The organism is Roseburia sp. AF22-2LB (assembly GCF_003461125.1).
GTDB lineage: Bacteria > Bacillota > Clostridia > Lachnospirales > Lachnospiraceae > Roseburia_C > Roseburia_C amylophila.
Genome location: NZ_QTWM01000009.1, coordinates 61,783 through 86,730, shown reverse-complemented (window position 1 = coordinate 86,730; position 24,948 = coordinate 61,783). Strand labels below are relative to the sequence as shown.

The following is a 24,948-nucleotide window of genomic DNA, read 5'->3' as shown; positions in this document are numbered from 1 at the left end:
AGACTGTCATGGATAGTAGAACGAAGCAGGACTTTACCAGAAGGATTACCCAGAGTAACCGCAGTGAACTGGTAGTGGTTTTATATGATATCTGCTTTTCTTATCTTGATGAAGCAGAAAAAAATCTGAAGGAAAAAGATTTTGATGTATACAAAGAAGCCGTCCGGAAAGCTGATGCAGTGATTGGAGAACTTCAGGCGGCATTGAATTTTCAATATGAACTTTCCCCACAGCTTTATCCGCTTTATTCCTATTGCAGAAGAGAGCTGATGTGTAGTATGTATCAGCAGAGCGGTGACGGCATCGCCCATGCAAAAAGAGTTCTGAGCGGTTTGTATCAGGCCTTCTGCGAGGTCGCAAAGCAGGATACCTCAGAACCCTTAATGCACAATACCCAGCAGGTATATGCGGGTATGACGTATGGAAAAGAACAATTAAATGAAAATTTTCAGGAGTCAGATACTTCCAGAGGATTCTTCGCATAAGAATCCTCTGTTTTTTGTTTTAAGCGGCGCAGCAGAAATTTATATTTCAGCTGCATGGCATTTACTTCATAAATATAGGCATCAATCAGATCCGGTTCTACAACATTCTGAAAATTCGCATATGCGAAGTCTAAGTCATTCTTTGTCCGGTTTAAATCATCTAAAAGTAAGCGGTAGCCGGCATCCGGCGCAGGTGTGTTTTTTACAATTCCAAACAATACGATCCCCACTTTCTTTATGGAAAATAAATCCTCTTTTTACTAAGTATAATCAGAAAAATCCAATCTATACAAAAAAAAGGAATATTTTTTTTTGCAGAAAAATATGTTAATGGTAAGGAAATGGATACTTGAAAAGGATTTTAAGCAGTGTAATGAGTAAAGAAACAGGAATTATGGTGATTATAGGCATTTGTCTGCTGGTTTTGTTTATCGGAATCTTAAAACAGAGGGCAGACCTTGTCTTAAATTTTGTTGTCCGGATGGCAGCAGGAGCGGTGACAATTGTCTTTTGCAACCAGCTGCTTTCGAAGAATGGCATAGACGTTATGGTGGGACTGAATCCATGGAGCCTTACAACGGTGGGACTGCTGGGAGCAGGAGGATTTACCCTGCTTTATGGAATTATGGCATATCGTCTGATGTAATATTTGTGAAATGTGACGAAAGAAAAAACTTTCCCAATTCGACATGTACAAGGTCATGGGGACATCGTATAATGCGATTACAGCGAAGGGGGAAGGAATTATAACAATACTGGTGATAATTATGCTTGGACTGGCAGTTTGCTTTGACTTATGGAAGTCAAAAATACCGAACTGGCTGACGGGCATGGGGGTGATGACAGGATATGCAGCACATATCCGGGGAGAAGGAGAAAAGGGAATTATACTGGTAACAGTAATGATGTTAATTCCCGTGATTCTATTCTATTTATTATTCTTGATGCATGCAATGGGAGCCGGAGACATTAAGCTTTTTATGGCACTCTCCTGCATGACAGATTATTCTATTGTGCTTCACACAATTATTTTTTCCTTATGTTTGGCAGCAGTATACGGATTGTTCCGGCTGATAAGGCAGGGAACATTAATACAGCGTATATTGTATTTTAGAACTTATATGCAGAGCAGTCTGGTGAGAAAACAGTGGGTGCCTTATCGGGAGCAGTCCGGTATGGATGATTCCTGCATGCATCTGGCACCGGCGGTACTGGGCGGCTATTTACTGACATTGGGGGTGGTGTAATGAATCAGATATCAATTGCAATCTGCGATGCGGACAGTGCCTATGGAAATAAACTGGCAGAATATCTTCTGGAGACAGGAAATGTGGCAAAGGCAGAAGTATATACAGACTGGAACAGTGTGGAGGCAGATTTAAATGAAGAAAAAAGAGATATCTGGCTGATTAATTCAGGGCTGTTGAAAGAAGCAGAAACCCTTCCTTTAAAGAAAGAAATGGTATGTCTGGCAGAAGAACGGCTGGGAGCAAGAGAGGCAGCATTGCCGCATATTTATAAGTACCAGTCTGCCAATGTCATCCTGCAGGAAATGTATGCATTACTGGCGGAGCGTCCAACGGAAATCTGTCTGCGGGGAAGCAGGAAGGGTCGTACCATAGGACTGCTGTCACCCTGGTATGACGGGCTGTCTTTATTGGCAGGACTGGCTGTAGCACAGGTTTTGGCAGAGAAGGGAAAGGTTTTATACATTAATACCAGAGGATATTGCGGCATGAAGCTGCCGGAAATGGAAGAAAGCCATAATTTATCCGATGTTTTGCTATCTCTCCGGCTTGGAAGTACCAATGGGGGTGCCAGCGTGATGAGCGGAATTACTACTGTGGGCGAACTTGGCATTATGGTTCCGGTAGAACAGGCAGTTTTATTGGGTGAAGTAAAAGCACAGGATTATCACAGACTTTTAGAAATTATCTGGCAGGAATTGTCCTTTGATTATGTGATATTAGAGATACAGCCGGAGCTTGCTGATACGGGAAGAATTATCGAAGAGTGTGACAGGGTGTATGCATTTTTAAAGCAGGAATATGGAATGGATACGGTAGAGCAACAGCTTATGTCACAGGAAGTAAAAGGAAAGATTCAGATTATAAAGATTCCGGAACGATTGCAGACAGGTGAAAGATATGAAAATTCCGGTAATCCGGTTGCAGCAGCAGGCTATTTCAAAGAGTGGATAGCACAGGAAATAGAAAGAGAAGAAGACAATGAAAAAGAAATGCCTTAGGAAAGAAGTAGATAAGGAAATGGATAAGAAAGTACATAAGTAAATGCGTAAGAAGATGTATGGGGGAAAGGCATTCAGATGGAGACAAAGGAGAATTTAAAGGAACGCTTGAAGCATCAGGTAATGGAACGGATGGACATTTCAAGAACCATGGAAGATGAAGAAATCTTAGAACTGGTGCAAAAGACTTTGGAAGAAGACAGCCATAGAATGCCTATGAGTATTTCCATGCGGCAGAATCTGATTCGGGAAATCTTTCATTCCCTGCGGAGGCTGGATATTTTGCAGGAGCTTATTGAGGATGCTGACATTACAGAAATTATGGTAAATGGGACCAAAGGAATCTTTTATGAAAAGGCAGGGAGGCTTTATCAGTGGGATAAACACTTTACATCAGAAGAAAAGCTTCAGGATGTCATACAGCAGATTGCAGGAGGCAGTAACCGTATGGTAAATGAATTACATCCTATTGTAGATACCAGACTGCCGGATGGCTCCCGGGTAAATATTGTCTTAAAACCTATTGCCATAGATGGAACAGCGTTGTCCATCCGCCGTTTTCCCAAAGAGCCTGTCCGGATGCAGACACTGATAGAATGGGGTTCTATTTCAAGGGAAGTGGCAGATTTTTTAAAGCATCTGGTGTGTGCCGGCTATAACATTTTTGTATCAGGAGGAACAGGAAGCGGTAAGACTACATTTCTAAATGCTTTGTCGGAATTTATTCCAAAGGAAGAACGTGTGGTTACCATTGAGGACTCAGCGGAGCTGCAGCTGCTTGGGCTACCCAATCTGGTGCGTCTGGAGAGCCGGGATATCAAGCTTCCGGGAGCAGAGGAGATTACCATCCGGGATTTGATAAAAAGTGCACTTCGTATGCGCCCAAACCGGATTATCGTCGGGGAATGCCGTGGGGCAGAAGCACTGGATGTCCTGCAGGCAATGAATACCGGACACTCCGGCAGCCTGAGTACCGGACATGCCAATTCGGCAATGGATATGGTAAGCCGCCTTGAGACGATGGTGCTGATGGGAATGGATATGCCGCTGGCAGCAATCCAGAGTCAGATAGCATCGGCCATTGATATTATCATACAACTTGGCAGAATCAGGGATGGCAGCAGAAAATTGCTGCAGGTTGTGGAAGTGAAGGGGGTAGAAAATGGCAAGGTATGTTTACACGAGCTCTTCCGGTTCCGGGAGAAAAAAGAACAGGGAAGCATCGGCGGAATCTGGGAGAAGAAAGGAGAACTTCTCTATCAGGAAAAATTACAGGCTGCCGGATTATCGTCAATATCATTTTAAGAAAAGACAGTTTTTATTATATGTTGGAGAATTTCTGCTGCTGGATATTCTGATAGGCTGGCTGTTTTATCAGTCCACTCTGGCAATTCTTGCAGGATTTGGTTTATGTCCAGTATTTCTTCGAAACAAAAGGAATTCTGCTAAGATACAGCGCCAGAATGATTTAAAGCTTCAGTTTAAGGATGCACTGCTATCGGCAGCAGGAGCAATGCGGGCAGGATATTCCATTGAAAATGCGTGGCGGGAAGCAAAAAAAGATGTGATACAGCAGTATGGCATGGAAAGTGATATGGCGGTGGAAATGCGCCAGATGATACACCAGATGGACTGTAATGTGCCATTGGAGCAGCTGTTAGAGGATTTTGCAGAGCGGAGCCGGATAGAGGATGTAGAGCAGTTTGCGGGAATTTTTTCTTATGCCAAGCGGAGCGGCGGGGATTTTACTGCAATTATGGGAAATACAGTTCGGCAGATGGCAGACCGGATGGAATTGCAGGAAACCATAGAGACAGCATTGACAGCAAGGAAGATGGAACAGAAGGTAATGAATGTAATTCCCTTATTTATACTGGCATTTGTCAATGTGACATCGGGAAGCTTTTTGGAAGCATTGTATGGGAATGTGGCGGGGGTGCTGATTATGACAGGGTGTCTTATTCTCTATGGACTGGCATATCTTTGGTCAGAGAAAATCGTAAGACGTATTGGAGAAAGTATATGTTAAAGAAAATGAAGAAGCAAAAGAAAAAGCTGGCAATTCTGGTACTTTTGGCAGCAGTTTTACTGGGAATTGCAGCGGAGTGGATGCAAAAGCAGGAATCTCATTTTAAGGAGAACTGTTTAATAAGAAATGAACCGGGGGAAGGAGACTATCAGGAATCTTTAAATTATATAGAAGAAGATAGTGGGGAAAAAGGGCAGATTGTATTAAATCTGCAGGAACGTACTTTAACAGCAGCGGAATGGAAAGAGATATTGCCGGAGGCAGAAAAAGAAGCAGAAGAAGTATTTCGAAACGGGCAGCAGGCAGACCATGTCAGTGGACAGGTGGTTTTATGCGAACGTGTTAAAAATGGTCTCATTTCTGTGGAATGGAAGTTAGAACCGGATATCTGGATTGATTTACAGGGAAATATAGAGGAAGAAAATCTTTTGCCGGGGCAGGTGGTGAATGCTACCGCAATTTTGTCGAATGGAAAAAATCAGGCAGAGTATTCCTTTCCCATCTGTCTTTATCCTTCAGAAAACCAGAATGAAACCAATCTGGGAAAAAAGATAGAACAATATCTTTATAATCAAAATGCAGAAGAAAAAGAAGTGGAGCTGCCACAGAATATGGATGGTGTAGCACTTCGCTGGGAAGAAGAAACCGAGAAGCCGTTGGTTATTTTTCTCTTCCTGGGGATATTTGCAGCAGTAGTGATTCTATGGAGTGGGAAAAAGGAACAGCAGGATGCAAAAAAACGTTGGGAAGAGGAATTGGTAAAAGATTATCCGGAAATGGTTAGTCGATTGGGATTATTATTAGAAGCCGGTATGTCATTGCGTCAGGCGTGGAAGAAGCTGACAGATACATATGAGAGTAAACGGAAGGAACAAAGACTGCCAAAACGTGCCGGTTACGAGGAAATGCTGCTTACCAGAAGAGAATTAGAGGATGGAATGGGGGAAAGCCTGGCATATGAGCGGTTTGGAGAACGATGCGGACTGGCATCCTATCGCAGGTTTGCATCTATTCTGACACAGAATCTCAAGAAGGGAACTGTAGGAATCGGCAGAATTCTTGCAAAAGAATCAGAGGATGCATTTTCCCAGCGAAAGACTATGGCGCAGCGACTGGGAGAGGAAGCAGGAACAAAATTATTGTTTCCTATGCTAATGATGATGGTGGTGATTATGGTCATTCTTGTTGTGCCTGCATGTATGACCATGCACATATAAGTTACCAGGCAGCCGTAAGAAGCTGTCAGTGGCAGGTTTCGGCTGTAAGCAGATAACAGGTAACTAAAACAATATGTAACTAAAACAATAGGTAAATAAAGGAGGAAGGAACATGAAAGGTGTAGTAAATGTAAAACGGACAAATCCAATGAACGTTGTAAAAAGAATAAAAGGAAGTCTGACCCGGTTTTTAAAAGAGGAAGATGGGGTAGGTGTTGTGGAAGTGGTTCTGATTCTGGTGGTTCTGATTGGACTGATTGTTATTTTTAAATCAAAACTGACGGTTCTTTTAAACAGTATCTTTTCGACAATTACCCAGCGGACCGGTTCTTTGTAGAAAATGGAAAGAACAAGGGAAAAAGGGAGTATTACATTGTTCTTAAGCCTTGCATTGACGATGATTTTAAGTCTGGTATTTACTCTGCTGGAATCTGCACGCCTCTATGGATTAGAGGCGCAGAGCAAAATGGAAACGGAACTTTTGCTGGAATCCAAAATGGCAGAGTATGATACCGCGCTTTTTGAGCAGTATCATTTCTATTTCCTGGAGGCAGGCAGGAAAGGAGAGCCGGAACTTAGTAGTCTGGAACAGTCATTGCAGGAACTTGGAGAAGAGAACCTTAAGGCGAAGCCGGGATTCTTAAAAATGTCATATACCAATCTTTATGAGATGCAGTTAGAGAACTGCTATATTACGAATTATACGATGGCAACCGATGATGCGGGAGCTGAATTTCGAAGGCAGGCAGCAGATTATGTAAAGCGTACCATGGGAATTGCGGCCATTGAAAAATTATATGAAAAGGCAACAGAAGCAAAGGAACTGACAGAAGACAATAAAGACATCGAGAAGAAGTTCGAAGCTGCTATTCAGGAGACCGATACACAGAGTGGGCTGGAAAGAAACACAAAACGGAATAGCGCAAATCAGAAGAATGAGAATCCACTGGATTATGTAAAAGAACTCAAGAATAAAAGTATCCTGTCACTGGTGGTAGAAGATGTATCAGCGGTATCGACACAGACCATTGATTTATCCGATGATATTGCAAAGAGAACCTGTTTTACAGGAAATGGAGAGGCACAGCAGGAGGATATGACAACGGGACTTTTCTTCCGGGAATATTTATTGAAGCAGTTTAGTGATTACCGAAATCAGAGTGAGTCGGAAGTGTTGCAATATGAGATGGAATATCTCATTGCAGGGAAAGATTCTGATGTGGCAAACCTTGCTGGCGTTGCAGAACGCATGCTGGCGATTCGTGAGGTGGCAAACTATATTTATTTGAAAGGGGATGCCGAGAAAACGGCATTGGCGAATACCATAGCACTTGTAACTGCGGGCTGGACAGCTAATCCGGCGGTAGTCAAGGTGGTAGAAGAAGGAATTCTTGTGGCATGGGCATTTTCAGAAAGCATAAAAGATGTAAAAACGCTTTTAAAGGGTGGCAAGGTTCCTTTTTTAAAAGGAAATGCCGAGTGGACATTAGACGTTGGAGCATTGTCGGAATCCTTTGCAAAAGAAGAGGAAAGTAAGACCAGTGAAAGTGGTTTAAGTTATGGGGATTATTTAAGAATTTTATTATATCTTACCGGACAGGAGAAGCTTACCTATCGGGCAATGAATCTGATGGAGCAGAATATCAGGCGGCTGCCGGACCGGGAGAATTTTCGGATGGACTGCATGATTGGTAGTATGGAAATACAGTGCAGTTATCTGTCAAAACCATTGTTCTTCGGGTGGTTTGGAAGTGGCGAAAGCTTCAAAGGAGATTATCATTTTCAGGAAAAAAATTCATTTTCCTATGTTTATTAACAAAAGAAGAAAGGGGGTGCATAAAGGTGTCTCTTCTCAGAATTCAAATAAAAAATCAATATAAAAAAACTCTCTCTAACCCAGATAATACAAATCTATTGTATAGCAATTCTACAAACAGAAAAGAGACACCTTTATGTGCCTCCACGACGGCGTCTATGACAATAGAAGCAGCTATCGCATTGCCACTGTTTGTAATCTGTATACTATCGGTAATCTTTCTTTTCCGGGTATTGGAATTACAGCTGGATGTGGAATATGCCTTGCAATATGCCGCCAGAAAAAGTGCCATTCATGCACATATGACACATGAAAGCGGGCTGGATTCCGTTGTGCCAATTGCAGAAGCAAAAATCCTGTTTCAAAGAAAATTAGAAGAACTGAAAGCACCGGTAATTTATGTGGAAGGGGAAGAAAAGGGGTTCTCTTTTTGGCGTTCTGAATTAATGGGAAATGATATTGATTTATGTGTATCTTATCGGATTGAAAATCCATTGCAGTTATTGGGACTATTTTCTTATGACATGGATCAGCGGGCAAAAGTGCATAAATGGATTGGTTATACAGGCAGTGGAAATGAAGATGGAACTTATGTCTATATTACAGAGACAGGGAAATCCTATCACTGGTTTTCGGACTGTACCTATTTGGATTTGAGCATTCTGGCGGTGCCGGAAGAGACGGTATCCGGATTACGGAATGATTCCGGAGCGAAATATAAAGATTGCGAGAAATGCCGCATAGGAAAGAAAGATACCAAAACAGTATTTGTAACAGAATATGGAGAGGCAGTGCACAATAGTCTTTCCTGCAGTGGGTTAAAGCGTACCGTATACCGTATTTTGCTGGAAGAAGCGGGAAATCATTCGCCCTGTGGAAAATGTGAAAAGAGAAAAGCTTCCTGAGGAAATAAATGTATCAGAAAAATATGAGAAGAAAGAAACGGCAGATAGCAGGTTATAAGCAGTAAGTAGCAGATAGAAAATAACGAATAACAAGGAGATAAGGGGATGATGACGATATGTTCTGTACTTGGAATGTTGGGGATATGTTCCATCGAAGATATCCGAAAAAAAGAAATACAAAGCATAAGAGTATTGTGTTTTGGCATTGGTGGGATTTTGCTGCATCTCTGGCAGAGAAACCAGTCATTATACAGCATGTTAGGAGGGATTGCCGTCGGGGCAGCAGTTATTATTCTGTCATTGGTGTCTGGTGGAATTATTGGAATTGGCGATGGACTGGTACTTTGTGTAGCGGGAATTTACATTGGAGGAATCAATACCATGCGTCTACTTCTGACAGGACTTTTCCTGTCCTCTTTGTATGCACTGGTATTGCTGTTCATGCACAGAAAAAGACGAAAAGACACCATTCCTTTTATTCCGTTTCTGCTGGCGGCATATCTCATTCTGTTGATTTTATAAGACAATGGAAAAAGAAATGTTATCTGCCGGCTTCTTATACCATAGAGGCGGCAGTTATAGTGCCAATGATATTGGCACTATTCTGTACCCTGATTGTAGTCAGCTACGAACTGCATGACAGGGTAAAGCTGGCGGCGGAAGAAAGCAGCAAGAACAAAATAGAATGTATGGAGGAAATTTATATTGGAGATATGTTATAAGAGAAATCTGAATCAGAGTTATATGTTTATTACATCAGATCCCGCATATTCCGGATATCAGATTCATATGTGCCGACAGAATCATATTCATAATTTATTGCAGTTTGAACCGGTAGTTTCAGAAGGGGAGACACAGTTTCGATATGAAATTACCGGAAAACGTTCTTTGGATCATGTTTTGGAGAGCAGTGATTTTGCCATAGATATGTTTGCAAAAATGTTAGAAACTTTATTGGGAATCTGTCAGGAAATCCGGCCATATCTTTTGGAGGAAGAGGGAATTCTATTAGACCCGGAGAGTATTTATCTTGAGAATGGAACCAAGAAGTTCTACTTCACCTATTGCCCCGGCAGACAGGAACCTGTTACAGAAGGATTCCGAAAGCTGATGGAGTATCTTCTGGCAAAGATTAATCATGAAGATGAACAGATGGTTCTTGCATCTTATGAGGCATATCAGAAATCAACAGAAGAAGGATTTTCTTTGGGTGAAATCCTAAGGATATTATATCAGTACCGGCAGCAGGATGTAGAGGATTATGTACCGGTCCGGCAGAAATCTGTTTCATCTAAAAAGGTAGAGGCATTGCAGAAGGGCATTATGCCATGGGAGCAGGAAAAGAAAGATGCAGCTGTGGAGGAAAAGCCAACTGCAAAGAAAAAGAAGGGGTATTGGAAAAAATATGAGATAGATACAATTGAAAAGGATGATGAATATTATAAGAAGGATGCTCAAAGCCGTGGCTGGAATATGGCAATGGAAGAAAAATTGCAGGAATGCATTGCTGCAATCAGCCGGATTCCGGCATTCTTAACAGGAAAGATAAATCATGAGAAGGAGGAGGAACCAATCGTGTGTACACCTATGGATTACAAAGAAATGCAGGAGGAAAATCCGACCGTTTATCTTGGAACGGAGCGGGCTCCGGAAGGAGTTCTGCGTTATGATGGAAAAGAGGATATTTCGAATATCCGGATGGAGTATTTCCCTTTTATCATAGGTAGCAGTGAGCAGGCGGACGGAAATGTATGTATACAGGGAGTCAGCCGCATGCATGCCCGCATTACCAGAGAAAAAGAGAATTATTATGTGGAAGATTTAAATTCCATGAACGGAACATGGCTCAATGGGAAAATGCTGGCATATCGGGAGAAGGAGCAGTTATGCATGAATGATGTGATTCAGCTGGGACGTGAGAGGTTTACATTTCTTTAAGAAAAAGGTTATATTTCCTTCGTTGACAGTGCCTTTTGAAAGTGTTATTGTCAGATTCATAAAAGACTAGAAGAAGGATAAGTTATATTGATTCAGAAAATAGATGCATGTTTAAAAGAGCGGGGATATTCCTTTATCAAAGTGTCGCCGGAAGAGGTTGGGGTATACTATAGATTTACAGAAGGAAGGGCACAGGTGGTTGCTGGAATCTTTATGCATCCGGGATTTGTACTGGAAACAGAAAAATTGCAGGCAATTCAGAAAAAACTGCAGGAGCTGTTTCTTCATCCGGAAGGAAGGATTCCGGGCTGTGAACAGAATATGGCAATCTATCAGGTGGAGTTACTGACGTTACTGGTTGCAGATGATATAGGACAGGCACGTATGCTCGGTGGCAGCTGTCGGAATGTCTGGCTTATTAATGGGCAGACAGGGCAGCTTATGATTTTTGAAAACCAGCCGGGAGATTTCTATGGATTAAGAGATGCATTACAGGAACAGATATCCGGTGGTGGGAGGCAAAGAGGTTATGCTTCACAGGGGTATGCACAGACGGATAATTACCGTAGAACAGAAGAGAAGCGAGGTCTTACTTTGTGGCAGAGGATAAAACAGTATCCGTCCTGGTGTAACGCCGGCATTGTTTTGATAAATATCATAGTATTTCTGTTATTGAGCGTACTTGGCGATACGGAATCTGCAGCTTTTATGGAACAACATGGAGCAGTATTTCTGCCGGATGTATTTGGACAGGGAGAATGGTGGAGACTGTTTACGGCCATGTTTTTACATTTTGGACTGGCACATCTTGCAAATAATATGATTGTATTATTCTGGACTGGAGACAGACTGGAACGTCTGATAGGAAAGTGGCGCTATCTTATCATTTATTTTGGCGCAGGATTGTGCGGTAATCTGCTTTCACTTCTGGTAACACAGGGCAAAGGAACCCTGACGGTGTCAGCAGGTGCCTCAGGTGCCATTTTTGGTGTATTTGGAGCTTTACTCTGGGTAATAATTGCCAACAGAGGAAGGGTAGAGGAACTGAATATCAGAGGAATTGTAATTATGATTGCATTGAGCCTATATTATGGATTTACCAGTACCGGAGTGGACAACTGGTGTCATGTAGGCGGACTGATTAGCGGATTTTTTCTGTCACTGCTTCTATATCGCAGAAAGGATTGATTTTATTCCGGAAAATTTATATACTGTTGATATATGATTGAATGAAGTAAGATGAAAAACTTAAGATACGGAGGCAGAAATGAAAGTAAATATATATTACGGTGGTAGAGGACTTCTGGATGATCCTACTTTATATGTAATCGGGAAAATGGAAGAAGTTTTAAAAGAGCTTCGTGTCAGTGTGGAACGATATAATATATACGAGCACAAGAATAGCATCTCTACGTTGCCGCAGACCTTAAAGGATGCAGATGGAATCATTCTGGCAACGACAGTAGAGTGGCTTGGAATCGGTGGTTATATGCAGCAGTTTTTGGATTCCTGCTGGCTTTACGGAGACAAGGAAAAGATTAAGACAACCTATATGCAGCCAATCGTTATGTCAACCACGTATGGAGAACGTGAAGGGGAACTGACATTGTCCAATGCATGGGAAATTTTAGGCGGTCTGCCGTGCAGTGGAATGTGTGGCTATGTAGATGATCTGGTAAGCTTTGAAATGAATCATGACTATTCCCTGATTATTGAGAAAAAAGCAGAAAATCTTTATCGTACAATTTCTCAGAAACAGAAGAGTCTGCCGACTTCTAATCAGGCGGTAACCAGAACCATCCTGCGGACACAGCAGATGGATTTAACACCACAGGAGAGTGAGCAGTTATCACAGTATGTGGCAGATGATTCTTACGTAAAGAAACAGAAAGAAGATATTGAAGAATTAGCATCCATGTTTAAGGATAAATTAAGTGTACAGCAGAATGACACGCAGACAGAATATATTACAGAATTAGAAAGCCATTTTGTGCCACAGGGGGATTTCACGGCGAACTATCTCTTTATGATTGAAGAGAAAAAGAAACCATTGGTAGTGGAAGTAGCAGGAGAGGAGTTAAACTGCTATTATGGACAACAGGAAAATGTAGATGTATATGCGAAACTTACCGGAGAAGTCATGAATAATATCTTGGCGGGCAGAATGACTTTTCAGAGAGCATTTATGACCGGTGAGATGACTGCAAAAGGAAACTTTAAGACACTGCGTACCTTAGATCAGATTTTTATTTTTGAATAGAAAGAAGGAGTAACCATGAAAGACGATAATTGTATTTTTTGTAAACTGGCAGCAGGCGATATCCCGACAAATACCGTATATGAGGATGATACATTCCGTGTCATTATGGATGCCAGTCCTGCAACAAGGGGACATTCCTTAATTATTCCCAAAGACCATTTTGCAAATCTTTATGAAATGGATGAGGAAGTAGCAGCAAAAGCAATGAAGCTTGCTAAGAAAATGGCAGTTCATATGAAAGAAAAATTAAACTGTGATGGATTTAATTTACTTCAGAACAATGAAGAGACTGCAGGACAGACAGTATTTCATTTCCATATGCATCTGATTCCAAGATACAAGGGAGACAAGAATGATGATATTTTAAAATATACTCCATTAGAGCTTTCTGATGATGAAATGAAAGAAATCTTGGATAAGATAAAAGTAAAATAGTAAGAAAAATAAAGGTGTAAAGTCTTATATAAAATCAGGACTTTACACCTTTTGACTTTATGCTTTCTTCTTCTTTTTCTCACTGGCTTCTTCAATGAGCTTAAGAATGGTATGAATAGAATCTAACTGCTGGCTGGACTTCATATTAGAAATATAAGTCTCCTTTTCTGTCATGACTTTCTTAATGGCAGCATCTAAGGTTTCTTTGGTCAGATTCTCTTCTTCAATCACATAGCTATACCCTTGTTTTTCAAAAGAGCGGGCATTTAAAATCTGGTCACCACGGCTTGCAGCAGCAGACAGCGGAATCAGAATATTTGGCTTGTGAAGAGCAAGCAATTCACAGATTGCATTTGCACCGGCACGGGAAATGACAAGAGAACTTAAAGCAAACATATCCCGAAGTTCTTTCCCAGCATATTCAAACTGGACATAGCCGGAACGGTTGTTATATAATTTATCTATATTTCCTTTCCCACAGAGATGGATAATCTGATAGTTGGCAAGCAGGTCATCTAAGAGACCACGTACCGCATCATTAATAAATTTGGAACCGCTGCTTCCACCGACTACTAAGATAACCGGTTTATCCATGGTAAAACCACAAAGTCTGGCAGCCTGTTCTTTGTCGCCGCTTAAAAGTTCCTGGCGGATTGGAGAACCGGTAAGAACTGCCTTATCCTTTGGAAGATATTCTACAGTTTCCGGGAAATTACAGCAGACCTTGCAGGCTGCCGGAATTGCAATTTTATTAGCAAGACCAGGTGTCATATCAGATTCATGAATAATAGCAGGAATCCGGAGGCGTTTCGCTGCGAGAACGACAGGAACGGAAACGAATCCACCTTTTGAAAAGACAACATCCGGTTTGATTTTTCTTAAAAGAGATACAGACTGTGCGTAGCCTTTGATCACACGGAACGGATCTGTGAGATTACGGAGATCCTTATAACGACGGAGTTTTCCTGAGGAAATTCCATAATAAGGAATGTTCTGTTCTTCAATTAACTGTTTTTCCATGCCGGCATAGGAACCGATATAAGAGATTTCATAACCAGCCTCTTTTAAAGCAGGAAAAAGAGCAATGTTTGGAGTTACATGACCGGCGGTACCACCGCCTGTTAAAACGATTTTTTTCATGAAAAGAATCCTTTCTTTAATATCAGATTACTTATAATGTAAAATGATTTGCTGAATAATATATTATACTCTTGGTAAAAAAAGTCAACTCTATTTAAAACCTTATACAATCGTAAAAATACCAGAAAATAAAGCGGGGGGTATGTGAAAATGAAAGCATTGTATTATCGGTACTTATTTGAAAATGTGGAAAATGGAATGATTCAGGCAGGCAGTATCTATAACGAGGAGAATGACTGCAGTGTGAATTATGTATACTTATCCGGAAATCCTACGAACAGTAACATAAACGACGGTGTAAGCAGTAAAGACAGCAGTAGAACAAATGATATAACAGGCATCGGTATCTTGGACAAAAGAACCATCAGAAGACTGGCCGGTGCACCGATAGATCTTGTGGTAGTAGGAGAATATACGAGGAACTGTCTTGGCATATTGTATGCACTATTGCAAAATACGACGATTCAGACGGTGATTATGCCTTATGTAGCACCGATTCACCGGATGCTGGTGGAGCAGTGGATATCGGAGGAACAGGATATGGAAGAGAAGGCATTACCGGAACAATGGATATTGGGGCCGGAAATGTCACCGGAAAAACTATTAGAATTTTCCTGCCTCATCCGGCATCCTTACCATGCATTAAAGAATATGGGGGTGGAAAATGTCTATTTATTATATGGAAATTGTCCGCCCTGTTCCCTGGACGCAGTGCAGAATGCCAGAAAAGGAAATTATTTCGAACTGGCAGATGCAGAGGATTTAGAAACGATAAAGATTATGGAACGGGAATACATTCCGGTGGTCAAGGCCGGATGCATCATTAAAAATAAGTGGGTATTTTATTTTTCTGCATATGGAATGAATGTAATGGAACTATATCAGTTTACCAGAAGATATTATACGAAAGAAGGCTATGACAGGGCACTTCGTCATCCGGAAAATACACAGTATCAGGCGGGAATGCAACGGTTATTAGAGGCATATAAGAAGACTTACGGTTTGGAAGCATTTGCAGCAGTTATTATGTATGCAGGTCCGGGTCAGGTAAAAGAAAGCGGAAGTAAAATCAATGGTGCCATGTATGAACAGTCTTTTGGCAGAGAAAATCATTGTTCTCCGTATCTGGATGCCGGCAGAACGGTATGCATGTTAAAATGTATCCAGCGAAATGATTATGGAATGCTCCGGAACCAGTTTACCAGGGAGAGCAGAACCCTTCGAATGGGCGTACTGTTTTTGGGAAATATTGATATGCACAAAAATATGGAAGAGATTTTAAAACGTTATCGGGGCTATGGAAAGACGGTACGGATTGTATCGATTCCCGGCAATGACGATGTGTCAAAATGGAATCCGGAATTTCCGTGGAAATTTGAAGGAGAAGGTATCCGTTATTGGGTTGGAAATATCAATGAGCGAATGGATACGAAGATACTAAAAGATATTCTGCTGGCTGGGTCCTATAACCGGATTATCAGCGTAAATGAAGAATATGGCTACTGCCTTTCCGGCTATATGTTGGATGGGGAAGAATATCAGCAGCTTTTGTAGAAGACCGCAGAAACAAAGGGAAAAATGGAAAAAGATGCGGCGAAAACACGGCGTTGTCCTCTTTTCAAATGGAATGTTCCTTTTTATAATAGAAAGAAAAAGGAAAAGAGGTTATAAGAATGGGAGCTTTCATGAATTTGGTGTATGAATATGCAAATTACATAATTCTGGCAGGAATGCTCTTACAAATGATAATAATTCTGCAGGTTCTGGTTAAAGTGAACCGGACAGACCGCAGATTACAAATGATACAGGGAAAAGTAGAAGATTATCTGAATGTCATATTAACTGAAGACAGTGGAAAAGAAGAACCATTGGTATCGAGACAGGAAGAACTGATGCGGGATTCTATTGAAAAGAAGAGAAAACAGCAGGAAGAAGCGGTATTTAATGCTGTTTTGAAGGAAATTTTTCCTTGATAAATGCATATAGGTTTGATAAAATAAACTCTAATGAAATTTTATTCATAATTAGGGAATTGTGTATAGAAAAAACAAAGGAGTGAATTTGAAATGAGTAAAGTAACATTTGATTACTCAAAGGCAGCTTCCTTCATCAGTGAAGAAGAAGTTGGCTATATGAGCAAACTTGTAGACAATGCAAAAAAAGAGTTATTGGATAAAACCGGAGCCGGAAATGATTTCTTGGGCTGGCTGGATCTTCCGGTAGATTATGATAAGGAAGAGTTCGCAAGAATTCAGAAAGCAGCAGCTAAGATTCAGTCTGATTCTGAAGTGTTAGTAGTAATCGGAATCGGTGGTTCTTACCTTGGTGCAAGAGCCGCAATCGAATTCTTAAGACATGGATTTTATAATAATGTTTCTAAGGAAGTTCGTAAGACTCCTGAGATTTATTATGCAGGAAACAGCATCAGCGGAAGCTACTTACAGGGACTGCTTGATGTAGTAGGAGACCGTGATTTCTCCGTAAATATTATTTCAAAATCAGGAACAACAACTGAGCCTGCAATCGCTTTCCGTATCTTCAAAGAAAAGTTAGAGAAGAAATATGGTAAAGAAGAAGCTGCAAAGAGAATTTATGCAACCACAGATAAAGCAAAGGGAGCATTAAAACATCTTGCAGATGAAGAAGGATATGAGACATTTGTAGTACCGGATGATGTCGGAGGACGTTTCTCCGTACTTACCGCTGTAGGACTTCTTCCAATCGCAGTAAGTGGTGCAGATATCCAGAAATTAATGGATGGAGCTGCAGAAGGAAGAAAACTTGCTTTAGAGCAGGATTTCACAGAGAATGATGCATTACAGTATGCAGCAGTTCGTAACATTTTATTAAGAAAAGGCAAAGCAGTAGAAATTCTTTGCAACTACGAGCCAAGTCTTCATTATGTATCTGAATGGTGGAAACAGTTATTCGGAGAGAGTGAAGGAAAAGACCAGAAGGGTATCTTCCCGGCATCTGTAGATTTAACAACAGACTTACATTCTATGGGACAGTTCATTCAGGATGGTTCCAGAATTATGTTTGAGACTGTTATGAACGTTGAGACTCCGAAGCACAATATCACAATTCAGGAAGAACCGGTTGACTTAGACGGATTAAATTATCTTGCTGGGAAAGATATGGACTTTGTAAATAAGAGCGCAATGAACGGAACCATTCTTGCACATACCGATGGTCAGGTTCCAAACTTCATGGTAAAGATTCCAGAGCAGAACGAATTCTATTTAGGAGAATTATTCTACTTCTTCGAGTTTGCATGTGGTGTCAGCGGATACCTGCTTGGAGTAAATCCATTTAATCAGCCAGGTGTAGAAAGCTACAAGAAGAACATGTTCGCATTACTTGGAAAACCAGGTTATGAAGAAGCAAGAGAAGCATTAATGAAACGTTTATAAAAACTGCTGAAGCAGGGTAAGATGGAATCATTTAAATTTGAATCAGTCCTTGCATTACAGCAAAAAAAGAACTCCATCCGATTGGATATCCAGCCGGATGGAGTTCTTTCTTTGCTTTACAGAAAATTGCTTTCCATTAAAGCAAAAAACGCTCTGCGAGGATGCGCACTGCGGCGTATAAGGTAGATGTCGCAAGCGACCGCCGCAGGCGCGAGAATGTGCCAAGGCACATTCTTATGCATATTATAAAGTAAATGAATTCATATTTTCTTCCAGGATGGAAGCAATCTCTTTCAGACGATTTGCATTTTCCATGATTTCCTGCATAACATTGCTGACTTCCATAACGGAAGCGGAAGTTTCTTCGGTACTTGCTGCATTCTGCTGGGCAATTGCGGTAAGATTCTGTACGACATCCACAACATCTCCACGGGCTTTATCAAGCTGTGTTGTTTTGGTAGCAATCTCGCCTACGCCACTGATAGAAGAACTGATTCCATCACGAACCTGTTCGAATACCTGACCGGTCTTATGCACGTTTTCGCTCTGCAGGTTCATAATAGTTTTAACCTCATCCATGGTCTTAACTGCTTTTTCAGAATCTTCAATTAAAGCATGGATAATCTGGTCAATCTGGTTTGCAGATTCATTGGACTGGTCAGCCAGTTTCTGAATCTGCGATGCAACAACGGCAAATCCACGTCCTGCCTCACCAGCACGGGCTGCTTCGATAGAAGCATTTAAGGAAAGCAGGTTTGTTTCTTCTGCGATGGAAGAAATCAAAGTTGTAGCTTCTTTAATTTTCAGGGCAGAGATATTAGTTATATTGGTCTGTTCATAAATAACATCAATAGAAGCAATTGCCTGCTGGTTGATGTTGTCCAGCTCTTTCAGGGTGGCAGCAGCTTCCTCGCTGGATTCACGCATCAGGTTAGCAGTGCTTGTAAGACTTTCAACCTGACTGTTGGTATGTTCAATCATGTTACCCATATTAACGATATCATCGGTAGCTTTCTGGGTTTCGGAAGCCTGATTGGTTGCTCCGGTAGCAATTTCATTTACTGCGGTTTCTACATTTCCCACGGTTGATGTTGTGTGGGATGCATTGGTATCCAGTTCAGTAGATGCATTGTAAAGCAGTTCACTCTGGGACTTAATCTGTGAAACAATTGTAACTAACTTCTCACGTAAATCTCCGATAGCTCTTGCCATCTGCCCGGTTTCATCCTTACGTTTGCTGATGCGGATAGTAGTCGGGCTTTCTGCAAAGTTCAGGGAAGAGAAACGTTTGATAACATTGGTAATCTCTACAATCGGACGGGTCATTTTACTTGCAATAAGGAAAGAAATGATTCCCAGTACAATAAAGATAACAATTGCGGCACCACCGGCGCGGGCATAAATTGCATCCTTAGCACTTAAAATATCTCCACGGTCAGCAGTAATGACCAAAATAGCTGCTTTATTGGAAGTGACATAGTAAGCCGCATATTTTTCAGCACCTTTGAATTCATAGATTACCAGACCCTTCTGCTGTTCTTTACCTGCTTCTAAATCAGCTACCACCTGTTTAATTGCGGCATTTTCTACAGGTTGTCCGATTTTACTTTCATCCGGATGGTAAATCATGGTTCCATCTGAACCAACCACATAGGCGTAACTGGAATCCAGATCATTGATGCAGACATCACCGATCAGAGTTTCTAGATATGCCTGATTTAAAATAACGTTACCGCTCCGGTTCAGGGCAGCATCAACATTTAAACCGCAGGTATCACAGACATCACGCATATAACTTTCTGCCAAAGTGGAAATTGCATTATCCGCAACCGGTATAATCATAATCAGAAGAGAAGCAACACTGATGATAATACTCAGCAGAACTAACTGTACAACATTAAAACGCATGGAGTGAAGTCCGGCCTTTTTCTCCTTCTTCTCCTTAGGCACTTTTGGCGCCTTTGGTGCTTTCGGCACTTTCTGCGCTTTCACAGGCTTTGGAGCCTTTACTGGATTCTGCTTCAAAGCAGAATCTTTTTGCTTACGTTCCTTCATAAAAATACATCCTCCTTGATAACCATTACGAAAAAGACGAAATCTTTTCTTGTGATTTTGCGTAATTATTATTAGGAAATTATATCATGAATTGGATAAAAAGTACAGAAACTTGACAAATAAAAATTACTTTGTTATAATCCGTGATGTAACAAATTTGTAATAAATGTAATAAAAATGAATAAAATGACATATACTTGTTAATAATCCTTAAAAAAGATAAACAGGATATATGTTATGGAGGTCAAAATGAATTTAAGAAAAAGAGTGATTGAGAGCACAATTATAGCAGTGATGCTTACCGTTGTAACCGCAGTCACAGCAGTTATGCAGACAGCACCAGTAGAAAATGTACCAGAACCGCAGCAGGAAACAAAAGCTGTGGCAGATGTACAGGCAGATGGCTCCGCCGGCATTATAGAAGAATTGGCATCATTGGGAGACGCGGCAACCGAGCAGGCATCCATTGAACGTGCAGATGTAGTGGTTGTTGCAGAAGCACAGGAAGAGGAGCCTCAGCTTAGTGAGGAGCAGCAGGCATGGAACAGTAAGCTTATGGCAAATGTGGATGATTTCTTATATATAAGAAGCTCCGCAGATGGAGAGTCTGAAGTAATTGGAAAATTATATAAAGGTGCAGCAGCTGATATCGTAGAGACATTAGATGGCTGGTATCATATTACATCCGGTTCTGTAGACGGATATGTAAAGAGCGAATATTGTGTGGCAGGTCAGGAAGCATATGCTTATGCACAGACCGTATGTGACACCGTAGCAACCGTAACCACCGGTGGTCTTCGTGTCCGCAGTGAAGCAAATCCGGATGCATCTGTTATCAAGGCAGCATCAGAAGGAGATAAGCTTGTAGTTGATACACAGATAGAATCTCCGGAAGGATGGGTCGCAGTCAGCTTAAAGAATTCCACTGCATTTGTATCTGCAGATTATGTAACCGTATCCTTAAATGTAGCATCAGCAGTTTCCATGGAAGAAGAAAGAGCTGCATTGGAAGAGAAGGCTGCAGAAGAGGCAGCAAAGAAAGCTGCACAGACTACAACAACCATGGTAACACAGAATGCATCTGTAGCAGCAAACTGTGATGAAGTAACACTTCTTGCTGCATTAATCCAGTGCGAAGCAGGCAGTGAGTGTTATGAAGGCCAGCTGGCAGTCGGAGCAGTTGTTATGAACCGTCTGAGAAGTGGTGCATATCCATCCAGTCTTTATGATGTAATTTACCAGAGCGGTCAGTTTACACCAGCAGGAAACGGAAAAGTTGCATCTGTTATTTCAAGCGGTGTCAGCGGAAGCTGTTTACAGGCAGCACAGGAAGCATTATCCGGTGTAGATAATACCGGTGGGGCATTAAGCTTCCGCCGTGCAAGTTCCGGTCAGGCAGGAGTAGTCATCGGAAACCATGTATTTTTCTAGGAAAATGTAAGAAAATATAAGAGAGTATAAAGTCAGGGTGTCAAAAGAAGTTTTTGGCACCCTGTTGTAATCTTGGAAAAAGTATAGTAATATGTGAATAGTTATTCAAAATATAAGTTTTGGAGGGTAAAAATGGAAGGATTAATAGCACTTATCATTTTAGTAATACTAGTACTGGTAATTATTGTATCCTGTATCAAGATTGTACCGCAGGCAAATGCAGTTGTTGTAGAGCGTCTGGGCGGATATCTTGCAACCTGGGGCGTAGGTCTTCATTTTAAAGCACCGTTTATTGACCGTATCGCAAAGAGAGTTCTTTTAAAAGAGCAGGTGGTTGATTTCCCACCACAGCCGGTAATTACCAAAGATAATGTAACCATGCAGATTGACACCGTTGTATATTTCCAGATTACAGACCCGAAGTTATTTGCTTACGGTGTTGAAAATCCGATTATGGCAATCGAAAATCTGACAGCAACCACACTTCGTAATATCATCGGTGATCTGGAATTAGATGAGACCCTTACTTCAAGAGAGACCATCAATACCAAGATGAGAGCTTCCCTGGATGTGGCAACAGACCCATGGGGAATCAAGGTAAACCGTGTAGAGTTAAAGAATATCATCCCACCAAAGGCAATTCAGGATGCCATGGAGAAACAGATGAAGGCAGAGCGTGAAAGACGTGAAGCAATTCTTCGTGCAGAAGGTGAGAAGAAATCTACGATTCTTGTAGCAGAAGGTAAGAAAGAATCAGCAATCTTAGATGCAGAGGCAGAGAAGACTGCCGCAATTTTACGTGCAGAGGCACAGAAGGAAGCAACCGTAAAAGAAGCAGAAGGTCAGGCAGAAGCAATCTTAAAGATTCAGCAGGCAAATGCAGACGGACTTCGTTTCTTGAAAGAAGCAGCACCGGACGATGCTGTATTACAGCTTAAGAGCCTGGAAGCTTTTGCAAAGGCTGCGGACGGAAAGGCAACAAAGATTATCATTCCATCTGAGATACAGGGCGTTGCAGGACTGGTAAAATCAATTACAGAGGTTGCCGGAGATAAATAATTAAAAAGGAAACCATAAACCTAAAATGAAATCGGGCTGCCACATCTATGTAGGACAGCCCGTTTTGTATCAAAGAGTAAGAAGAAAAGAGGAAAAAGCAATGAATTTAAAAGGACGTAATTTCTTAAAATTGATGGATTTTGAACCAGAAGAAATCCTCTATATGATAGATCTGGCAGCAGACCTGAAAGCAAAGAAGAAACAGGGTATTCTGCATGACAGCCTGATTGGCAAAAATATTGCACTGATTTTTGAAAAGACCAGTACCAGAACCCGTTGTTCTTTTGAAGTGGCAGCCCATGACCTTGGCATGCACGTAACTTACCTTGACCCGTCAGGCTCCCAGATTGGAAAGAAAGAGAGCATTCCGGATACCGCAAGAGTTTTGGGACGTATGTTTGACGGAATCGAATATCGCGGCTATGGACAGGATATCGTAGAAGAACTGGCAAAATATGCAGGCGTTCCGGTATGGAACGGACTGACCAATGAATTTCATCCGACCCAGATGTTAGCAGATATGTTAACCATCCGAGAGCATCTTGGCAGATTAAAGGGCGTAAAGCTGGCATATATGGGAGATGCCCGTTATAATATGGGAAATTCCCTGATGGTAACCTGTGCAAAACTGGGAATGCATTTTGTGGCATGTACCAATAAAAAATATTTCCCGGATCCAAAGCTGGTTACATATTGTGAAGATGTGGCATCCCGCACAGGCGGAACCATTACTCTGACAGAAGATGCCATGGAAGGAACCAGGGGTGCAGACATTGTCTATACTGATGTGTGGGTATCCATGGGTGAGCCGGAAGAGGCCTGGAAAGAGCGTATTACAGACCTGATGCCATATCAGGTAAATAAGAAGCTGATGGATAATGCAGGAGAGCAGGCGTTGTTTATGCATTGTCTCCCGGCATTCCATGACCTTAAGACTAAGATTGGACAGGATGTCTATGAGAAATTCGGATACTCCGAGCTGGAAGTAACCGATGAAGTATTCGAAAGTGAGAAATCCATCGTATTTGATGAAGCAGAGAATCGTATGCATACGATTAAGGCAGTTATGCTTGCAACTTTAGGAGAATAAGAACCTATGAAAGCAAAAATACTTGCAGCACTGCGGGAAGCGGAAGGTTATGTTTCCGGACAGGAGCTTTGTGAACGCTTTGGTGTATCAAGAACCGCAGTGTGGAAGGCAATCAATCAGTTGAAAAAGGATGGCTATGAAATTGAAGCGGTGCAGAACCGGGGCTACCGGATTGTAGGCGCACCGGATATCTTAAGCGAAAATGAATTGAGCAGCATCCGTAAAACAGACTGGATTGGAAAGAAAATCTATTATTATGATGAAACAGATTCTACTAATGTAAGAGCCAGCCGTCTTGCAGAAGAGGGTGCAGAGCATGGAACCCTTGTGGTGGCAGACCAGCAGGATGCCGGAAAAGGCAGACGCGGAAGAGGCTGGAGTTCCCTGCCGGGAACCGGAATCTTTATGACACTGATTTTAAAACCGGAGCTGAATCCTTCCAATGCATCCATGCTGACACTGGTGGCAGCCATGGCAGTGGCAAAGGGCATTACCCGCTGCACCGGTATGGAAGCAAAGATAAAGTGGCCAAATGATATTGTCATCAACGGTAAGAAAGTAGTAGGAATTCTGACGGAAATGAGTGCACAGATGGATTATGTAAACCATATTGTGGTTGGCATAGGCATCAATGTAAATAATGAAAGTTTTCCGGAAGAAATTGCGCAGAATGCCACCTCACTTCTGTTACAAAGTGGAAAACGGGTAAACCGCGCAGCATTAATAGAAGCTGTCTGGGAAGAATTCGAGCATTATTATGACCGGTTTATGGCATATCAGGATTTACGGGATCTGCGGAAGGAATACGATGCAAGTCTTGCCAATAAAGGGCAGAAGGTAAGAGTGTTAGACCCGAAAGAGCCATTTGAGGGAGTGGCACAGGGCATTACCGACCGGGGCGAATTAATCGTGGATACCTGGGAAGCAAGAAAACTGGTGTCTTCCGGGGAAGTATCTGTCCGCGGGATTTATGGATATGTATAGATATGCATAGAGATAGATGTTTATAGGATAGACAGGAAAAACCACATTTACCAGATATAAAAAAGGCATAAATAAGAAAAAGGAGTATGAATATATGGAGCAGGAAGAAATCGTTTTATGCGGTTCCAGCGCTTATACCAAGAAATTCTATCTGAATCCGTTGTTTAACGGACTTCCGGAGGGAATCAAAGAGGACTTGAATATTCTTTGTGTACTGTATACAGAGGATATCGGAGGAACACTGCAGCTTATATTTGACAAAGAGGGAAATCTTAATTTCCGGACGGAATGTGAGGATGGAGATTTCTTCTATGATGAAATCGGCAGTGTGTTAAAAATCAAACAGATGCAGCGGGAAAAGACAGAGCTCTTTGAATCGCTTGAAATGTATTACCGTGTATTTTTCCTGGGAGAAGAATTCACAGAAGATAAGGAGGACTAAT

Annotated in this window: 26 protein-coding genes; 23 read left to right on the top strand and 3 right to left on the bottom strand. The window is 41.6% G+C overall.

Going from position 1 to position 24,948, the window contains the following annotated elements; genetic code table 11:
- Positions 1 to 8: 8 nt before the first annotated feature.
- Positions 9 to 485, top strand: coding sequence for a flagellar export chaperone FliS (locus tag DWX96_RS12420; RefSeq protein ID WP_118057604.1), 477 nt, complete (start codon positions 9 to 11; stop codon positions 483 to 485).
- Here the strand turns inward: DWX96_RS12420 and DWX96_RS12415 are convergent.
- The gene (locus DWX96_RS12415; protein ID WP_227700759.1) at positions 449 to 703 is read right to left on the bottom strand and encodes a YaaL family protein; all 255 of its coding nucleotides are present in this window, start codon (positions 701 to 703) and stop codon (positions 449 to 451) included. The genes DWX96_RS12420 and DWX96_RS12415 overlap by 37 nt on opposite strands.
- A 155-nt stretch (positions 704 to 858) precedes the next feature.
- Between DWX96_RS12415 and DWX96_RS12410 the strand changes: the two genes are divergently transcribed.
- The 14 genes from DWX96_RS12410 (at position 859) to DWX96_RS12345 (ending at position 13,333) form a co-directional block, all read left to right on the top strand.
- Entirely contained in the window at positions 859 to 1,131 is a 273-nt protein-coding gene (locus DWX96_RS12410) for a pro-sigmaK processing inhibitor BofA family protein (protein ID WP_118057659.1), read from the top strand.
- 55 nt (positions 1,132 to 1,186) lie between these two features.
- Positions 1,187 to 1,732, top strand: a complete 546-nt coding sequence (locus DWX96_RS12405; RefSeq protein ID WP_158552112.1) for an A24 family peptidase — start codon at positions 1,187 to 1,189, stop codon at positions 1,730 to 1,732.
- The gene (locus DWX96_RS12400) at positions 1,732 to 2,733 is read left to right on the top strand and encodes a hypothetical protein (RefSeq protein ID WP_117841882.1); all 1,002 of its coding nucleotides are present in this window, start codon (positions 1,732 to 1,734) and stop codon (positions 2,731 to 2,733) included. Before DWX96_RS12405 ends, DWX96_RS12400 begins: the two co-directional genes overlap by 1 nt.
- Before the next feature lie 78 nt (positions 2,734 to 2,811).
- Positions 2,812 to 4,038: a CpaF family protein gene (locus DWX96_RS12395; protein ID WP_117841883.1), complete on the top strand. Its 1,227-nt coding sequence runs from the start codon at positions 2,812 to 2,814 to the stop codon at positions 4,036 to 4,038.
- A gap of 717 nt (positions 4,039 to 4,755) precedes the next feature.
- The gene (locus DWX96_RS12385) at positions 4,756 to 5,979 is read left to right on the top strand and encodes a type II secretion system F family protein (RefSeq protein WP_117841884.1); all 1,224 of its coding nucleotides are present in this window, start codon (positions 4,756 to 4,758) and stop codon (positions 5,977 to 5,979) included.
- 112 nt (positions 5,980 to 6,091) lie between these two features.
- Positions 6,092 to 6,316, top strand: a complete 225-nt coding sequence (locus DWX96_RS12380; RefSeq protein WP_022242873.1) for a Flp1 family type IVb pilin — start codon at positions 6,092 to 6,094, stop codon at positions 6,314 to 6,316.
- 36 nt (positions 6,317 to 6,352) lie between these two features.
- The gene (locus tag DWX96_RS12375) at positions 6,353 to 7,795 is read left to right on the top strand and encodes a DUF5702 domain-containing protein (RefSeq protein ID WP_118057605.1); all 1,443 of its coding nucleotides are present in this window, start codon (positions 6,353 to 6,355) and stop codon (positions 7,793 to 7,795) included.
- 158 nt (positions 7,796 to 7,953) lie between these two features.
- Positions 7,954 to 8,700 carry a TadE family protein gene (locus DWX96_RS12370; protein ID WP_118057606.1) on the top strand — a complete coding sequence of 249 codons (747 nt, stop codon included), beginning with the start codon at positions 7,954 to 7,956 and terminating at the stop codon, positions 8,698 to 8,700.
- A gap of 105 nt (positions 8,701 to 8,805) precedes the next feature.
- A complete protein-coding gene (locus DWX96_RS12365; RefSeq protein ID WP_118057607.1) occupies positions 8,806 to 9,222 on the top strand; it encodes a prepilin peptidase in 417 nt (138 codons plus the stop codon).
- A 59-nt stretch (positions 9,223 to 9,281) separates the two neighbouring features.
- A complete protein-coding gene (locus tag DWX96_RS14295) occupies positions 9,282 to 9,422 on the top strand; it encodes a hypothetical protein (protein WP_156454674.1) in 141 nt (46 codons plus the stop codon).
- A complete protein-coding gene (locus DWX96_RS12360; protein WP_118057608.1) occupies positions 9,406 to 10,638 on the top strand; it encodes a DUF6382 domain-containing protein in 1,233 nt (410 codons plus the stop codon). The genes DWX96_RS14295 and DWX96_RS12360 overlap by 17 nt, the downstream gene beginning before the upstream one ends.
- An 87-nt stretch (positions 10,639 to 10,725) precedes the next feature.
- Positions 10,726 to 11,826, top strand: a complete 1,101-nt coding sequence (locus DWX96_RS12355; protein WP_242988796.1) for a rhomboid family intramembrane serine protease — start codon at positions 10,726 to 10,728, stop codon at positions 11,824 to 11,826.
- A 79-nt stretch (positions 11,827 to 11,905) separates the two neighbouring features.
- Positions 11,906 to 12,898 carry an SCP2 sterol-binding domain-containing protein gene (locus DWX96_RS12350; protein WP_117698112.1) on the top strand — a complete coding sequence of 331 codons (993 nt, stop codon included), beginning with the start codon at positions 11,906 to 11,908 and terminating at the stop codon, positions 12,896 to 12,898.
- A 15-nt stretch (positions 12,899 to 12,913) separates the two neighbouring features.
- Complete coding sequence (locus DWX96_RS12345) at positions 12,914 to 13,333, top strand: HIT family protein (RefSeq protein ID WP_118057609.1); 420 nt, start codon at positions 12,914 to 12,916, stop codon at positions 13,331 to 13,333.
- Between the two features lie 57 nt (positions 13,334 to 13,390).
- Here DWX96_RS12345 and DWX96_RS12340 read toward each other — a convergent pair whose 3' ends face one another.
- Positions 13,391 to 14,473, bottom strand: a complete 1,083-nt coding sequence (locus DWX96_RS12340; protein ID WP_118057610.1) for an undecaprenyldiphospho-muramoylpentapeptide beta-N-acetylglucosaminyltransferase — start codon at positions 14,471 to 14,473, stop codon at positions 13,391 to 13,393.
- A 150-nt stretch (positions 14,474 to 14,623) separates the two neighbouring features.
- Here DWX96_RS12340 and DWX96_RS12335 point away from each other — a divergent pair, with 150 nt between their 5' ends.
- The 3 genes from DWX96_RS12335 (at position 14,624) to DWX96_RS12325 (ending at position 17,886) form a co-directional block, all read left to right on the top strand.
- Complete coding sequence (locus DWX96_RS12335; RefSeq protein WP_118057611.1) at positions 14,624 to 16,027, top strand: hypothetical protein; 1,404 nt, start codon at positions 14,624 to 14,626, stop codon at positions 16,025 to 16,027.
- Positions 16,028 to 16,146: 119 nt separating this feature from the next.
- Positions 16,147 to 16,446 carry a hypothetical protein gene (locus DWX96_RS12330; protein WP_022242883.1) on the top strand — a complete coding sequence of 100 codons (300 nt, stop codon included), beginning with the start codon at positions 16,147 to 16,149 and terminating at the stop codon, positions 16,444 to 16,446.
- A 93-nt stretch (positions 16,447 to 16,539) separates the two neighbouring features.
- Entirely contained in the window at positions 16,540 to 17,886 is a 1,347-nt protein-coding gene (locus DWX96_RS12325) for a glucose-6-phosphate isomerase (RefSeq protein ID WP_117947310.1), read from the top strand.
- A 243-nt stretch (positions 17,887 to 18,129) separates the two neighbouring features.
- On the opposite strand, the gene DWX96_RS12320 is transcribed toward DWX96_RS12325, so the two are convergent.
- Complete coding sequence (locus tag DWX96_RS12320; RefSeq protein WP_118057612.1) at positions 18,130 to 19,941, bottom strand: methyl-accepting chemotaxis protein; 1,812 nt, start codon at positions 19,939 to 19,941, stop codon at positions 18,130 to 18,132.
- A 249-nt stretch (positions 19,942 to 20,190) separates the two neighbouring features.
- Here DWX96_RS12320 and DWX96_RS12315 point away from each other — a divergent pair, with 249 nt between their 5' ends.
- From DWX96_RS12315 to DWX96_RS12295, 5 genes are all read left to right on the top strand, one after another.
- Complete coding sequence (locus DWX96_RS12315; RefSeq protein WP_118057613.1) at positions 20,191 to 21,372, top strand: cell wall hydrolase; 1,182 nt, start codon at positions 20,191 to 20,193, stop codon at positions 21,370 to 21,372.
- 132 nt (positions 21,373 to 21,504) lie between these two features.
- The gene (locus tag DWX96_RS12310; protein ID WP_022242887.1) at positions 21,505 to 22,431 is read left to right on the top strand and encodes an SPFH domain-containing protein; all 927 of its coding nucleotides are present in this window, start codon (positions 21,505 to 21,507) and stop codon (positions 22,429 to 22,431) included.
- Between the two features lie 100 nt (positions 22,432 to 22,531).
- Positions 22,532 to 23,521: an ornithine carbamoyltransferase gene (gene argF / locus DWX96_RS12305; RefSeq protein ID WP_118057614.1), complete on the top strand. Its 990-nt coding sequence runs from the start codon at positions 22,532 to 22,534 to the stop codon at positions 23,519 to 23,521.
- Between the two features lie 6 nt (positions 23,522 to 23,527).
- Positions 23,528 to 24,505, top strand: a complete 978-nt coding sequence (locus tag DWX96_RS12300; protein ID WP_022242889.1) for a biotin--[acetyl-CoA-carboxylase] ligase — start codon at positions 23,528 to 23,530, stop codon at positions 24,503 to 24,505.
- 94 nt (positions 24,506 to 24,599) lie between these two features.
- A complete protein-coding gene (locus DWX96_RS12295) occupies positions 24,600 to 24,947 on the top strand; it encodes a DUF6145 family protein (RefSeq protein WP_022242890.1) in 348 nt (115 codons plus the stop codon).
- The last annotated feature ends 1 nt before the right edge of the window (position 24,948 follow it).

What these genes read in the sequence shown, in the direction of transcription:
- DWX96_RS12420 (WP_118057604.1), top strand. Translation starts at nt 9, where the DNA reads ATGGATAGTAGAACGAAGCAGGACTTTACCAGAAGGATTACCCAGAGT.
- DWX96_RS12410 (WP_118057659.1), top strand. Translation starts at nt 859, where the DNA reads ATGAGTAAAGAAACAGGAATTATGGTGATTATAGGCATTTGTCTGCTG.
- DWX96_RS12405 (WP_158552112.1), top strand. Translation starts at nt 1,187, where the DNA reads ATGGGGACATCGTATAATGCGATTACAGCGAAGGGGGAAGGAATTATA.
- DWX96_RS12400 (WP_117841882.1), top strand. Translation starts at nt 1,732, where the DNA reads ATGAATCAGATATCAATTGCAATCTGCGATGCGGACAGTGCCTATGGA.
- DWX96_RS12395 (WP_117841883.1), top strand. Translation starts at nt 2,812, where the DNA reads ATGGAGACAAAGGAGAATTTAAAGGAACGCTTGAAGCATCAGGTAATG.
- DWX96_RS12385 (WP_117841884.1), top strand. Translation starts at nt 4,756, where the DNA reads ATGTTAAAGAAAATGAAGAAGCAAAAGAAAAAGCTGGCAATTCTGGTA.
- DWX96_RS12380 (WP_022242873.1), top strand. Translation starts at nt 6,092, where the DNA reads ATGAAAGGTGTAGTAAATGTAAAACGGACAAATCCAATGAACGTTGTA.
- DWX96_RS12370 (WP_118057606.1), top strand. Translation starts at nt 7,954, where the DNA reads ATGACAATAGAAGCAGCTATCGCATTGCCACTGTTTGTAATCTGTATA.
- DWX96_RS12365 (WP_118057607.1), top strand. Translation starts at nt 8,806, where the DNA reads ATGATGACGATATGTTCTGTACTTGGAATGTTGGGGATATGTTCCATC.
- DWX96_RS12350 (WP_117698112.1), top strand. Translation starts at nt 11,906, where the DNA reads ATGAAAGTAAATATATATTACGGTGGTAGAGGACTTCTGGATGATCCT.
- DWX96_RS12345 (WP_118057609.1), top strand. Translation starts at nt 12,914, where the DNA reads ATGAAAGACGATAATTGTATTTTTTGTAAACTGGCAGCAGGCGATATC.
- DWX96_RS12340 (WP_118057610.1), bottom strand. Translation starts at nt 14,473, where the DNA reads ATGAAAAAAATCGTTTTAACAGGCGGTGGTACCGCCGGTCATGTAACT.
- DWX96_RS12335 (WP_118057611.1), top strand. Translation starts at nt 14,624, where the DNA reads ATGAAAGCATTGTATTATCGGTACTTATTTGAAAATGTGGAAAATGGA.
- DWX96_RS12330 (WP_022242883.1), top strand. Translation starts at nt 16,147, where the DNA reads ATGGGAGCTTTCATGAATTTGGTGTATGAATATGCAAATTACATAATT.
- DWX96_RS12325 (WP_117947310.1), top strand. Translation starts at nt 16,540, where the DNA reads ATGAGTAAAGTAACATTTGATTACTCAAAGGCAGCTTCCTTCATCAGT.
- DWX96_RS12320 (WP_118057612.1), bottom strand. Translation starts at nt 19,941, where the DNA reads ATGAAGGAACGTAAGCAAAAAGATTCTGCTTTGAAGCAGAATCCAGTA.
- DWX96_RS12315 (WP_118057613.1), top strand. Translation starts at nt 20,191, where the DNA reads ATGAATTTAAGAAAAAGAGTGATTGAGAGCACAATTATAGCAGTGATG.
- DWX96_RS12310 (WP_022242887.1), top strand. Translation starts at nt 21,505, where the DNA reads ATGGAAGGATTAATAGCACTTATCATTTTAGTAATACTAGTACTGGTA.
- argF (WP_118057614.1), top strand. Translation starts at nt 22,532, where the DNA reads ATGAATTTAAAAGGACGTAATTTCTTAAAATTGATGGATTTTGAACCA.
- DWX96_RS12300 (WP_022242889.1), top strand. Translation starts at nt 23,528, where the DNA reads ATGAAAGCAAAAATACTTGCAGCACTGCGGGAAGCGGAAGGTTATGTT.
- DWX96_RS12295 (WP_022242890.1), top strand. Translation starts at nt 24,600, where the DNA reads ATGGAGCAGGAAGAAATCGTTTTATGCGGTTCCAGCGCTTATACCAAG.